At 66.3% G+C, this 13,124-nt stretch carries 12 protein-coding genes; 9 read left to right on the top strand and 3 right to left on the bottom strand.

Translation table 11 applies throughout. From position 1 onward, the window contains the following. Positions 1-20: 20 nt before the first annotated feature. A complete protein-coding gene (locus tag AC3WJR_RS02645; protein WP_492722055.1) occupies positions 21-515 on the top strand; it encodes a protein tyrosine phosphatase family protein in 495 nt (164 codons plus the stop codon). 157 nt (positions 516-672) lie between these two features. On the opposite strand, the gene AC3WJR_RS02640 is transcribed toward AC3WJR_RS02645, so the two are convergent. Together AC3WJR_RS02640 and AC3WJR_RS02635 are read right to left on the bottom strand one after the other, a co-directional pair. Then, entirely contained in the window at positions 673-1,764 is a 1,092-nt protein-coding gene (locus AC3WJR_RS02640) for an NAD(P)/FAD-dependent oxidoreductase (protein WP_492722053.1), read from the bottom strand. 6 nt (positions 1,765-1,770) lie between these two features. Then, positions 1,771-2,715: an alpha/beta fold hydrolase gene (locus tag AC3WJR_RS02635; protein ID WP_492722051.1), complete on the bottom strand. Its 945-nt coding sequence runs from the start codon at positions 2,713-2,715 to the stop codon at positions 1,771-1,773. A gap of 48 nt (positions 2,716-2,763) precedes the next feature. On the opposite strand from AC3WJR_RS02635, the gene AC3WJR_RS02630 reads away from it, so the two are divergent. The 8 genes from AC3WJR_RS02630 to AC3WJR_RS02595 all read left to right on the top strand — a co-directional run bounded on the left by AC3WJR_RS02630 (position 2,764) and on the right by AC3WJR_RS02595 (position 10,256). Then, positions 2,764-3,246: an A24 family peptidase gene (locus AC3WJR_RS02630; RefSeq protein WP_492722049.1), complete on the top strand. Its 483-nt coding sequence runs from the start codon at positions 2,764-2,766 to the stop codon at positions 3,244-3,246. Between the two features lie 35 nt (positions 3,247-3,281). After that, positions 3,282-4,325 carry a Flp pilus assembly protein CpaB gene (gene cpaB, locus AC3WJR_RS02625; protein WP_492722047.1) on the top strand — a complete coding sequence of 348 codons (1,044 nt, stop codon included), beginning with the start codon at positions 3,282-3,284 and terminating at the stop codon, positions 4,323-4,325. A gap of 1 nt (position 4,326) precedes the next feature. Then, positions 4,327-5,895: a type II and III secretion system protein family protein gene (locus tag AC3WJR_RS02620; protein WP_492722046.1), complete on the top strand. Its 1,569-nt coding sequence runs from the start codon at positions 4,327-4,329 to the stop codon at positions 5,893-5,895. A gap of 20 nt (positions 5,896-5,915) precedes the next feature. Next, positions 5,916-6,569 carry a CpaD family pilus assembly protein gene (locus AC3WJR_RS02615; RefSeq protein WP_492722044.1) on the top strand — a complete coding sequence of 218 codons (654 nt, stop codon included), beginning with the start codon at positions 5,916-5,918 and terminating at the stop codon, positions 6,567-6,569. Then, positions 6,566-7,864, top strand: coding sequence for a CpaE/TadZ family protein (locus tag AC3WJR_RS02610; RefSeq protein WP_492722042.1), 1,299 nt, complete (start codon positions 6,566-6,568; stop codon positions 7,862-7,864). The genes AC3WJR_RS02615 and AC3WJR_RS02610 overlap by 4 nt, the downstream gene beginning before the upstream one ends. Before the next feature lie 57 nt (positions 7,865-7,921). Beyond that, positions 7,922-8,896, top strand: coding sequence for a type II secretion system F family protein (locus AC3WJR_RS02605; protein ID WP_354279738.1), 975 nt, complete (start codon positions 7,922-7,924; stop codon positions 8,894-8,896). A gap of 30 nt (positions 8,897-8,926) precedes the next feature. Further along, positions 8,927-9,892 (top strand): type II secretion system F family protein, encoded by a 966-nt coding sequence (locus AC3WJR_RS02600; RefSeq protein WP_492722041.1) that lies wholly within the window; start codon positions 8,927-8,929, stop codon positions 9,890-9,892. A 67-nt stretch (positions 9,893-9,959) separates the two neighbouring features. Next, positions 9,960-10,256, top strand: a complete 297-nt coding sequence (locus tag AC3WJR_RS02595; RefSeq protein WP_492722039.1) for a hypothetical protein — start codon at positions 9,960-9,962, stop codon at positions 10,254-10,256. Between the two features lie 146 nt (positions 10,257-10,402). Here AC3WJR_RS02595 and ppdK read toward each other — a convergent pair whose 3' ends face one another. Beyond that, positions 10,403-13,069, bottom strand: coding sequence for a pyruvate, phosphate dikinase (ppdK, locus tag AC3WJR_RS02590; protein ID WP_492722037.1), 2,667 nt, complete (start codon positions 13,067-13,069; stop codon positions 10,403-10,405). Between the last annotated feature and the right edge of the window lie 55 nt (positions 13,070-13,124).

The following is a 13,124-nucleotide window of genomic DNA, read 5'->3' as shown; positions in this document are numbered from 1 at the left end:
CATCGCTGAAAGGATGCCGCATGTCCGACCCGACCCACATCCCCGTCTGGCGCCGCCTTGATGGAGAGCTCACGACATCCGGACAGCCGACGGAGGACGATCTCAAGGCGCTATCGGCGCTCGGGGTCGAACACGTCATCAACCTAGCCTTGCACACGCACGAACGGGCGTTGCCGGACGAAGCTGGCAGCGTAACCGCGCTAGGAATGGCCTACACGCACATCCCGGTCGCGTTCGACGCTCCGACCGAGGGGGATTTCAACCGCTTCTGTGCGGCGATGGAAAGCATGGCCGGGGCGAAAGTGCACGTCCATTGCATCGTGAATGCACGCGTTTCGGCGTTCCTGTACCGATATCGCCGCGACGTCCTTGGCATGGCCGAGCAGCTGGCGCGGCAGGAGATGGAAAGCATCTGGCAGCCGGGGGGCATATGGGCGTCTTTTATCGGTGATGAGAATGCCGTTGGGCTACCGCATCGGCCCGGCAAGGCGGCGGATAGCGAAGCAAGATCGTGAGACTTTAAAGTGCTTCCCCGGCGAAGGCCGGGGCGCAGTAGAGACACCTGAGGGTGCGAGCGACTGCGCTTCGTTACGTCGGCCACTTCGACTGGGGCCCGGCCTTCGCCGGGGAAGCGTCTTTGGGATCAGCTCGCAACGACCCTAGCAAACGGTTTCACTTGCACACGCCGAACCGCCTCGGCGCATAGCGCTCCGCGTCGATCCCGCTCACGCTATCGTCCGGCACCCGTTCCAGCAGCAACGAAGCCGCCAGCGCCGCCGCCGCGGGTGCCGTCTGGATCCCGAAACCGCCCTGACCCGCACACCAGAAAAACCCCGGCGCATCCGGCGCGAAGCCGTAGACCGGCAACCGGTCGGGCGCGAAGCTGCGCAGCCCTGCCCAGCGCCGTTCGACCTTCGTCACGCGCCAGTCGACGACATGCTCGAACCGGTCGATCGCTGTGGCGACGTCGATTTCCTCGGGCTGGACGTCGCCCGGGTCGGCTGCGGTTTCGTCGTGCGGGCTGAGCCAGATCCTGCCACCCGCCTCGGGCTTGAAATAGAAATCGCCACCGATCCCGACGACATGCGGCAATCCCTCCGGCGCACCCGGATCGGTCGCGAGCTGGACCATCGTGCGGCGGTAGGCGGTGATCCCGATCGGCGCGACTCCTGCCAACAGCGCGACCGCATCGGCCCACGCCCCGGCGGCGTTGACGAGCACCGTCGCGTCGAACCTCCCCGCGCCTGTCTCGAGCGACCAGCCGTCGCCGACGCGCGCCACACCCGACAGCGGCGCGGACACGACCAGCCGCACGCCCCCGCGTCGCGCCTGCGCCAGATAGTGCGCGTGGAGTGCGCCCACGTCGATGTAGGTGCTGCTCTGTTCGAGCACGCCGAGCGTCCAGTCGGAGCGCAGACCCGGCACCATCGCCTGCGGATCGACCCGTTCGAGAACGACCCCGCTCCCGTCGAACTCCGCAAGAAAGGCGTCGACCGCGACGTGATCCGCTTCCCGACCGATATGCAGCGACCCCAGCGCTTGCAGGAACCCGCCGCCGTGGAGCGCGGGCCCGGAGGCGGTCGTCAGCGGCTGGACACCGGGACCGCCGTACGTCTCCGACCAGAACGCCGCCGACCGCCCGGTCGCGTGATATCCGGGCTGGTCCTCCGCCTCAAGCAACACGACCGAGGCATGTGGCGCGATCGCGGCAGCGAGACTCGCGCCCGCCATGCCCGCGCCCACGATGGCGACATCATACCGCATGTCCGCTTATCCCTTTGCTGCGTGCGCCGCGAAGAACGCGTCGATCGCGCCGATCGCGCGGCTGCGGACCCCGTCCGCCTCGCGCAGGACCTCATGTGCCGATTCGGGTCCGAAGCGCAGCATTTCGCTTGCCGGCATCCGGCCGGCTATGCGCGCAGCAACCTTGGTCGACACCAGCTTGTCGGCATCGGCGAGGAGGAACAACGTCGGCACGCTGAGCAAGGCGATCCGCGAATCGCGTTGCAGCGCCCGCGTCGAGGCGAAGGCCTGCGCGAGCCAGCGCCAGCTCGGTGGTCCCAGCAGCAGTTCTGGCCGAGTCGACTGCCAGAAGATCTCGTCCTCGTACCGCGCCGGATCGTGCGTCAGCACCGCCTGCCGCGTCTCAGTCGTGGCGGGGCGTTCGTTGCCGCGCCAGGCGGGGCGCGCGGGATCGCCGAGCCGCGCCATCGCGTCCGCAACCCGTCCGCCCAGCCCCTGACCGACCGGACTGTGTAACCCCAGCATCGGCGCGACGAGCACGACCGCATCGGGGGTCGCGGCGCCCTCGACCAGCGCGCGGAGCAGCAAATGCCCGCCCATCGAATGGCCGATCGCGACGTGCGGTCCTGCCCCCTTGGTCACCCATTCGGCCCAAAAAGCTCGAAAATCGTCGATATAGTGTTTGAAGTCCTCGACATGGCCGACGTGCGGGGTCTTCGCCAGTCGCCCAGATCCACCCTGCCCGCGCCAGTCGAACGACGTCACCGACCAGCCTTGCGCATGCCAGTGCGCGAAGGTTTCCAGATACTTCTCGAAAATGTCGCCGCGTCCCCCCTGGAACAGCAGGCGCCCGCGCGGCGTGCCCTTGGCGGGCCAGTCGAACCGGCGGAGCATCCATCCATCCGGCGCGGCCCAGCGCGTGATCCGCGCCGCTGCGGGAATCGCGCGCCGGTACAATTGGGGGGAGACCATGCGGCATGGTTACGTTTTCGAAAGGCACGTCGTCTAGGGCTTTCGGCCATGAGCGCGCCTTCTCTTTCCGCCACGGTGCTCTTCGCGCTGGTGTGCCTGCTGCTCTCGGCCGCGGTCGAGGACGCACGAGCCCGGGAAATCGCCAACTGGAAAAACGCGACGATCGCGCTGCTCGCGCCCTTGTGGTGGTGGGGCAACGGGCTTTCGCTCTGGCCTGACATGGCGATTCAGCTGGGCCTCGCGGCGGTGGTGTTCGCGGGCTTCGTCGCGGCGTTTCACTTCGGCTGGATGGGCGGCGGCGACGTCAAGATGATCGGCGCGCTCGCGCTGTGGCTGCCGCTGCAATCGCTGCTGTGGATGCTCGTCGTGATGTCGCTGCTGGGTGGCGTGCTCACGGTGGCGTTGCTGATCGATCGTGCGGTGCGGCCGCGCACCACCCCGATCGAGGTCCCCTACGGTGTCGCGATCGCCATCGCCGCGCTTTTGGTCCTGCGTGCACCGCTTTTTAACCACCTTGGTGGATATGCTTAACGCAGGCCCAACCGGCCGTGTTCGAGAGGTCGGAAATGGATAGTCGTAAGGTCATATTGCTGGTGGGCGCGCTGATCGTCGCCGCGATCACCGCATTCATGGCGCGGTCGCTTATCGTTGGCAGCCCGGCGCCGCAATCTGCCGCGATGACCGTCGTCGCCGCGGCACCCGATGGCCCGGACGTGCTCGTCGCGACAAAGGCGCTGCCGGTCGGCACGATCCTCGACGCGAGTTCGCTGCGCTATCAGCCGTGGCCCAAGGAACTCGTCCAGAACGTCTATTACATCAAGAAGGCCGGGTTCGACCCCAAGTCGCTGCAAGGCACCGTCGTCCGCAACGCGATCACCGCGGGGCAGCCGCTGACGCAGGGCGCATTGGTCAAGCCGGGCGACCGGGGGTTCCTCGCGGCGGCGCTCGGGCCCGGGATGCGCGCGGTCACCGTGCCGGTCGAGGCGACCACCAGCGTCGGGGGCTTCGTCTTTCCGGGTGACCGGATCGACCTGATCCTGACGCAGAGCGTCGCGGGCGGGGGCGATGGTCCACCGCTCAAGGCAGCCGAAACGATCATGCGCAACATTCGGGTCCTGGCGACCGACCAGCGCACCGACAACGCCGTCGGCGACGACGGCAAGACGATCGTGAAGACCTTCTCCAACGTGACGATCGAGGCGACGCCGCGGATGGCCGAGCAGATCGCGGTCGCGCAAACGGTGGGGACGCTGTCGCTCTCGTTGCGCTCGATCGCGGACAACAGCACGGAACTGGAGCAGGCGATCGCGAGCGGCGACGTGTCGATGCCGGACGATCCCAAGGCCGAACGCGCGATGCTGACGCGGATCGCAAGCGCGCCCTCTGCCGGTGGCGGCTCAATGGCGACGGGTGCGGACGTATCGCGCTACCAGCGCCGCACCGTGCCCGGCAAGGCAGTCGATCAATCCGGGGGGAACGGCGGCGTTCCCATGGCCCCGACGAGCTCGACCGGCGCCGCTTTCCCGGGCGGCTCGATGGCCACAAGACCAATGATCCGCGTCGCACGCGGCAATACGGTGACGGACGTCGCCGTCGAGGGGAAGAAGTAAAATGCGTAGCGTTTCGATCTCGCTCCGCTGGTCGCTGGCCTGCGCGCTGGTCGCCGGCAGTGTGGCCAACCTGCCCACCGCCGCATCCGCGCAGACCGCCGCGCCGGTACAAGCCGGCACGGGCACGCCGGTGTTCCAGGTCAATACCGGTCGTGGCCGCCTGGTCACGCTGATGCGCCCGATGAGCGACGTGTTCGTCGCCGACGACAAGATCGCGGACGTCCAGGTCCGCTCGCCGACCCAGCTTTACATCTTCGGCAAGGGGGCGGGCGAGACGACGATCTCGGCGACCAGCCGGACCGGCGCGGTCGTCTATTCGGCGACGATCCGGGTTGGCAGCAATTTTGACTCGATCCAGCAGATGCTGGGGCTCGCCATGCCCGAGGCAAAGATCGTCGCGACGCCGATGAACGGGCTGGTCCTGCTCACCGGCACGGTCGCCTCGCCCGAGGATGGCGCGGAAGCGACCCGTCTCGTCCAGGCGTTCGTGGGGGAAACCACCAAGGTGTTGTCGCGCCTTGCCACGGCGACACCGTTGCAGGTCAACTTGCAGGTCCGCATCGCGGAAGTCAGCCGCAGTTTCGTCAAGAATCTGGGCGTCAATCTGACCAACCGCGGCAGTGGGAACGTCCTGTTCGGGATCAGCCAGGGTCGTCAGGGTACGATCACGACCGTTCCCGGCGTGCCGAACCAGCCCAATGCCCCGGTCGATGCAAACGGTGCGCGACCCGGCGCCACGCTCTTCGGCTTCCCGGGTGCAACGGCTTCCGGCACGACCATCGGGCTTGCTGGGCGAATGCTTGGCATGGATCTTCTGAGTTCGCTCGATCTGGGCGAAACCGACGGACAGGTATCAACGCTGGCCAATCCAAATCTTACCGCGATCTCCGGCGAAACGGGCTCGTTTCTCGCAGGCGGTGAAATCCCGATCCCGCTCAGCCAGGGTCTTGGCGCCGTGTCGGTCGAGTATAAGCAATATGGCGTGAGCCTGTCCTATACGCCGACCGTGCTCGCGGACGGCCGCATCTCGCTGCGTGTTCGTCCCGAAGTGTCGCAGCTGACCTCGGACGGCGCGGTGCAGATTTCGGGGACCACGATCCCGGCCCTCACCACCCGCCGCGCCGAGACGACGGTCGAGCTGGGTTCCGGGCAGAGCATGATGATCGCCGGGCTGCTCCAGAACAGCCACAACAATTCGATCACAAAGGCCCCCGGTGTCGGCGACGTGCCGATCCTCGGCGCGCTGTTCCGCTCGAACGCGTTCCAGCGCAACGAGACCGAACTCGTGATCGTCATCACGCCGTATCTGGTCAAGCCGGTCAACGCGAACGACATCGTCCTGCCGACCGACGGCATCAAGGCTCCGACCGATCTCGACCGCGTGCTGTTCGGCCAGCTCGGCGGAGGGAAGACCGGCGCGGAACGGCCGAAGCCAAGTTTCGCCCCGGCCGCGCCGGCCCTTCCGATGAACCAGGGACCGCGCACGGTTGATCCGGCCGCCCCGACCGCCGCCCCGCGTTCGTCCGCCAAGCGCGACAGCAATGCCGCGCCCGGTTTCAACCTGAAGTGAGGTCTTCGAGGGACATGATGATGGATATGCGCGCACGGTCGATCGCGATCGGCCTGCTCCCCGCGCTTCTGATCGCAGGCGGCTGCGCCGGGACCCAGAACCGCGGCCTCGAATCGGTGCATCAGCCGGTTGTCAGCCGGACCAGTTATGCCTTCGACGTGGCGACCACGCCGGACGGCCTTGCGCCCGGCGAGCAACAGCGACTCGCGGGATGGATGGCGTCGCTGCGGGTCGGCTATGGCGATGCGGTCTCGGTCGAGACGTCCGACGGCTATGGCAGCGCGGTTCGCGACACGGTCGCGGCCGAAACCGAACGGTACGGCCTGATCCTGTCGAACGACACGCCGCTGACCGATTCGCCCGTCCTTCCCGGTACCGCCCGGATCGTCGTCACGCGGATGTCCGCCAAGGTGCCCGGCTGTCCGGATTTCAGCCGGGTCCGCTCGCCTGAATTCGAGAGCAACACATCGTCCAATCAGGGTTGCGCGATCAATTCCAACATCGCCGCGATGGTCGCCAATCCGGGCGATCTCGTCCGGGGCCAGACCGGACGCGCGATCACCGATCAGGCCACGTCGAACCGCGCGATCGACACATACCGCAAGGCCGTACCGACCGGCGCCGGCGGCACCACGATCAAGTCGGAAACCACCGGAAGCGGCAGCAAGCAATGAACGCACCCTTCAATTCAGGCCGCCTCGGGCTTCGCGATCCGTTTGCGGCCTATGTCTGCGACGAAACCACCGCCGAGACGCTGCGCCCGGTCGCGGTCGAAATGGGCTGGGCGCCGGAGAAGGTGAACAAGGGCGGTTTGCGCAATGCGGTGCAATCGCTCTCCGTATCCGCCTCCCCGCAAATCCTGTTCGTCGACCTGTCCGAAAGCGGCGATCCGATCAACGACATCAATGCGCTCGCCGAAGTGTGCGAGCCAGGTACGGTCGTCATCGCGGCAGGGCAGGTCAACGACGTGCGGCTGTACCGTGAACTGGTCGTCAGCGGGATCCAGGATTACCTGCTCAAGCCGCTGAGCGCGGACATGCTGCGCGATGCATTCAGTCATGCGCAGGCGATGCTCAACGCCCCCAAGGCGGTCGAGGCGTCGACCGAGCGCCCGCATATCTCGACCTGCTTCATCGGCGCGCGGGGCGGGGTCGGCGCGTCGACGCTTGCGACCTCGGTTGCCTGGATGATGAGCGAGAAAGGCGCCCGCACCACCGCGCTGCTCGACCTCGACGTGCATTTCGGCACCGGCGCGCTGACGCTCGACCTCGAGCCTGGCCGTGGCCTGACCGATGCGATCGACAATCCGAGCCGGATCGACGGACTGTTCATCGAACGCGCGATGGTCAAGGCGAGCGAGCGGCTGTCGGTGCTGTCCGCGGAAGCGCCTATCAGCGTCCCCGTGATGACCGACGGCAGCGCTTTCTACCAGTTGCAGGAAGAAATGCGCGCCGCGTTCGAATGCACGATCGTTGACCTGCCGCGCGGCATGCTGGTGCAGCATCCGCATCTGATGACCGATATCCAGGTCGCGGTGATCGTCACCGAACTGACGCTGGCGGCGGCGCGCGACACGATCCGGCTGTTGTCGTGGCTGCGATCGAACGCACCCCAGACGCAGGTCGTGGTGGTCGCGAACAAGGTGCAGATCGCCGCCCAGCTCGAAATCAGCCGCAAGGACTTCGAGGGATCGATCGAGCGCAAGGTCGATTTCGCGATCCCGTTCGACCAGAAGCTCGCGGCACAGGCCGCCAAGCTCGGCAAACCGCTCGCCGAGGCGGGCAAGAATTCCAAGACGATCCAGCCGATGGTCGATCTCGCCGCCAATCTGATGGCGGTGGGGGACTCAGCAGCGCCGATCGACAGCGCGGGCAAGCCGGGCAAGAAGGCGACGGGGGCCAAGGGGACGTCGCTGATCGGCAAGTTCAACCTGAAGGGGATGATCAGCCAGTCGGGCAAGAAGAAATGAGCGCCACCCCCTGCCCCGGTAACGCGCCTGTAACGGTGCGAGGCGTCTGATAGCGTCATGAACCTGATGCCGATCCTGTCGCTGGGCGTGGGCGCGCTCATTGTGCTGATGCTGATGGCGTTCGCCTTTGCCGGGCCCAATGCGGACAAGGCGGGCGCGCGTCGCCTGGGTGCCTTGCGCGAGCGGCACAGCGAGGCGGCCCATGTGCTGGCGGATGCGCAGCTGCGCCGGATCGCCGCCGCGCGCAGCAACCGCATGGACGTGGCGGCGGCGCGATTCCTGCCCAACGTCGCGCTGCTCAAGAAGCGGCTTGCGATGACGGGCAAGACCTGGACGGTCGGCCAATATGGGATGGCGACGCTTGGCGCGATCACCGGGGTCACGCTATTGCTGGCGATCCTCGGGTTGCCGCTCCTGCTGGCACTGCTGCTCGGCGTCGTGATCGGGGCAGGCGTGCCGCACAAGGTGATCGGCATCACGATCAAGCGCCGGATCGCGAAGTTCACCGCCAAGTTTCCCGACGCGATCGAGTTGCTCGTGCGTGGCCTTCGCTCGGGGTTGCCGATCACCGAGACGATCTCGGTCGTTGCGAACGAAGTCGATGGCCCGGTCGGGGTCGAGTTCAAGTCGATTACCGACAAGATGAAGATCGGGCGGACGTTGGACGCGGCGTTGCAGGACACCGCCGACCGGCTGGGCACGCCCGAGTTCCAGTTCTTCGTCATCACCATCGCGATCCAGCGCGAGACCGGCGGCAATCTCGCGGAGACGCTCGCCAACCTCGCGACGGTGCTACGGATGCGCGGACAGATGAAGCTCAAGATCAGGGCGATGTCGTCTGAATCGAAGGCGTCCGCCTATATCGTCGGCTCGCTACCGTTCATCGTTTTCACCCTCATCTGGATCATTAACCCGCCGTACATGGCCAACTTCTTCATCGATCAGCGGCTGATGGTGACGGGCGGGATCGGGATGCTGTGGATGGGAATGGGCGCGTTCATCATGAGCCGCATGGTCAGTTTCGAGATTTAAGTGATGAACCCTCCATCCTCCACCGGCCCTATGATCCTTGGCATCGACGTCTATACCGTGGCTACGCTCCTCGCCGGGGTGGCGGCGTTCATGGTGCTGCTCGCAATCTACGCGGTCACCACCGTCAACGACCCGATGACCAAGCGTGTCAAGGCGCTCAACGACCGGCGCGAACAGCTGAAGGCGGGCATCACCGCCTCGACCAAGCGCCGCGCCAAGCTCGTCACCAAGAACGAGACGACCGACCGGATCAAGAGCCTGCTGTCCAGCCTGAAGGTGTTGCAGGACAGCCAGGTCAAGGCAGCCCAAGTCAAGCTGATGCAGGCGGGAATCCGGTCGAAGGAATATGCGGTCGCGGTGATCTTCGGGCGGCTGGTGCTGCCGCTGACATGGGGAGTGCTGGTCCTGTACCTGGTCTATGGCAGCGGGATCTTCGCCAACTGGACGCCGTGGAAGATGTACGCGATCGTCGCGACCAACTTCGTCCTGTCGTACAAGGCACCCGACCTTTACCTCGACAACAAGATCAAGAAGCGGTCGCTGGCGATCCAGAAGGGCCTGCCCGATGCGCTCGACCTGCTCGTCATTTGCGCGGAGGCGGGATTGACCGTCGACGCCGCCTTCAACCGCGTCGCACGCGAATTGGGCAAGGCCTATCCCGAACTGGGCGACGAGTTTACGCTGACGGCGATCGAACTGGGGTTCCTTGCCGAGCGACGGCAGGCGTTCGAGAACTTTGCGTCGCGGGTCAAGCTGGACGCGGTCAAGGGCGTCGTCACCACGATGGTCCAGACCGAGAAATACGGGACGCCGCTCGCCTCCGCATTGCGCGTGCTGTCGTCGGAGTTCCGCAACGAACGGATGATGCGCGCCGAGGAGAAAGCGGCGCGGCTGCCGGCGATCATGACGATCCCGCTGATCCTGTTCATCCTACCGACGCTGTTCATCGTCATTCTCGGCCCGGCCGCCTGCTCGATCGCGGATGCGTTCAAATAGAGGCACTTGCGGTACGGTTGGCGAGCGGCCAGGATCACGCCCTTGGCTTTGCGACAGGGGATCCGGAATGCCGTTCACGACACCCGAACAGTTCATTTTGCTCTTCGTCATATTGGTGGCGGGGTGGCTGATCGGCTATGCCAGCGCGCCGGGTACGCGGAAGTACAAGCGGCAGCTGCGCGACGAAGCGACGCGCTACGCCGCCTATCACGACGATGCGGAAGGCCGCCTGCGCATCGCCGACCAGCGCGTTGCGGATCTGCACCGCGAGACCGAAGTGCTACGCGACGAGCTGGCAGAGGCGGATCGGACCATCGCGGCATTGCGCGGGTCCGAGCCTTTGCCGCCGCGCGACCTGATCTGAAGCGGAACCGCTATCGGCCCCTCCCCCGTCATTCCCGCGAAGGCGGGAATCCATAGTCACCGTCCGTCGTTGCTCGCGCCGTTCGCCAATATGGATCCCCGCGTGCGCGGGGACGGTGGAGGGACGTCGGGTACGCCCCTCCTTCTTCAGTCGCGCTTCGCCAGCGCCGCCTGCGCCGCTGCCAGCCGTGCAATCGGCACGCGGTACGGCGAGGCCGAGACGTAATCGAGCCCGACCGTTTCGCAGAAAGCGATGCTCGCGGGATCGCCGCCATGTTCGCCGCAGATGCCGAGCTTGATGTCGGGCCGCGTCTTGCGCCCGCGCTCCGCCGCCATCGCGATCAACTGCCCGACACCCTCGACATCGAGGCTGACGAACGGGTCGCGCGCATAGATCCCGCGTTCGACATAGGTGCCGAGGAACCGCGCCGCATCGTCGCGGCTGACGCCCAGCGTGGTCTGGGTCAAATCGTTGGTCCCGAACGAGAAGAACGCGCCCACCTCGGCGATCTCGTCCGCCATCAGGCAGGCGCGCGGCAGCTCGATCATCGTCCCGACGTGATAGTCGAGCGTCGTGCCGGTCCGCTCGAAGACGATCTGCGCTGCCTTGTCGACGACCGTCTTCATCAGCTCGAGCTCGCGCCGCGTGCCGACCAGCGGGATCATCACCTCGGGGATCGGTGCCGCGCCCGAGCGCTTGGCGACATCGACCGCCGCCTCGAAGATCGCGCGCGCCTGCATCTCGTAGATTTCTGGATAGGTCACGCCCAACCGGCACCCGCGATGCCCGAGCATCGGGTTGAATTCGTGCAGTTCTGCCGCACGCCGCTTGAGCACGTCGACCGCGATCCCCGCGGCTGCCGCCACATCCGCAAACTCGGATTCTTCGTGCGGCAGGAACTCATGCAGCGGTGGATCGAGCAGGCGGATCGTCACCGGCAGCCCCGCCATCACCTCGAACAGCTGGACGAAGTCCGCACGTTGCTCCGGCAACAGCTTGTCGAGCGCGGTGCGGCGACCGGCCTCGTCCTCGGCCAGGATCATCTGGCGGACGTTGGTGATGCGCTCGGCATCAAAGAACATGTGCTCGGTCCGGCACAGGCCGATCCCTTCGGCACCGAACTCGCGCGCGACCTTGGCGTCGAGCGGGGTCTCGGCGTTGGCGCGGACCTTGAGGCGTCGCACGCCATCCGCCCACACCATCAGCGCCGCGAAATCACCCGACAATTCGGGCTGAACGGTCGGGACTTCGCCCGCCATCACTTCGCCGGTGGTGCCGTCGATCGTCACCATGTCGCCCGCCTTGATCGTGCGGTCACCCACACGCATCGTGCCCGCCTTGGCGTCGATCGCAATCGAGCCAGCGCCCGATACACACGGCCGCCCCATGCCGCGTGCGACCACTGCCGCGTGGCTGGTCATCCCGCCGCGCGCGGTGAGGATGCCGCGTGCCGCGTGCATGCCGTGGATGTCCTCTGGCGACGTCTCGGTACGGATCAGGATCACCGACTCGCCCGCATTGGAGCGCTTCTCGGCGGTATCGCTGTCGAATACCGCATGGCCCGAGGCGGCACCCGGCGACGCGGGGAGCCCCTTGGTCAGCACGTCGCGCGTCGCCTTGGGATCGAGCGTCGGATGGAGTAGCTGATCGAGCGCCATCGGATCGATCCGCGCGACCGCTTCCTCGCGCGTGATCAGCCCCTCGTTCGCCATGTCGACCGCGATCTTGAGCGCGGCCTTGGCGGTGCGCTTGCCCGAGCGCGTCTGGAGCATCCACAGCTTGCCCTGCTGCACCGTGAATTCGATGTCCTGCATGTCGCGGTAATGCGTCTCGAGCAGGTCGAACACCTTGGCGAGCTCGCCGTACACTTCGGGCATCGCCTCTTCCATCGAGGCGGGCTTGGCGCCGGCGGCTTCACGCGCAGCGACGGTCAGATATTGCGGGGTGCGAATGCCGGCGACGACGTCCTCGCCTTGCGCGTTGATCAGGAACTCGCCGTAATAAGCGCGGGTGCCGATCGAGGGATCGCGCGTGAACGCCACACCGGTCGCCGAGGTCTCGCCCATGTTGCCGAACACCATCGCCTGGATGTTGACCGCGGTGCCCCAGCTTGCCGGGATGTCGTTGAGGCGGCGATAGACTTTCGCGCGCTCCGACTGCCACGAGCCGAACACCGCGCCGACCGCGCCCCAAAGCTGGTCATGCACGTCCTGCGGGAAAGGCTTGCCCCATTGCTGCTCGACCAGGCCTTTATACTCGGCGACGAGCGCGCGCAGGTCGTCCGCGCTGAGATCCGTGTCGAGGAAGTATCCGCGGTCTTCCTTCGCGATCTCAAGCGCTTCCTCGAACGCGCCGTGGTCGAGTTCGAGCACCACGTCCGAATACATCTGGATGAAACGGCGGTAGCTGTCCCACGCGAAGCGCGCGTCGCCCGAGGTGGTCGCAAGGCCCTCGACGGTCTGGTCGTTGAGCCCGAGGTTTAGGACCGTGTCCATCATCCCCGGCATCGACGCACGTGCACCCGAGCGCACCGAGACGAGCAACGGATCGGCTGCGTCGCCGAACGTCTTGCCGGTGATGCCCTCGATATGCGCGATCCCGGTCGCGACCTCATCGCGCAGGCCCTGCGGAAACTGGCCGCCCTCATCGTAATAGACCGCGCAGAAATCGGTCGAGATGGTGAAGCCCGGCGGGACCGGCAGGCCGATCGATGCCATCTCCGCTAGGTTAGCGCCCTTGCCCCCCAGCAAGTTCCGGTCGCCCTTGCCCCCATCGGACACCCCGCCGCCGAAGCGATATACGTACTGAGTCATGCGTCTTCCCTCTAACAGGTTGAATTCGCTGGGGAGGCGATTGGAAGGTTAGGCT

This window comes from Sphingomonas sp. FW306-05-A, from assembly GCF_058782275.1.
The sequence above is the reverse complement of the archived record's forward strand: the minus strand, read 5'-3'. Positions and strand labels throughout refer to the sequence as shown.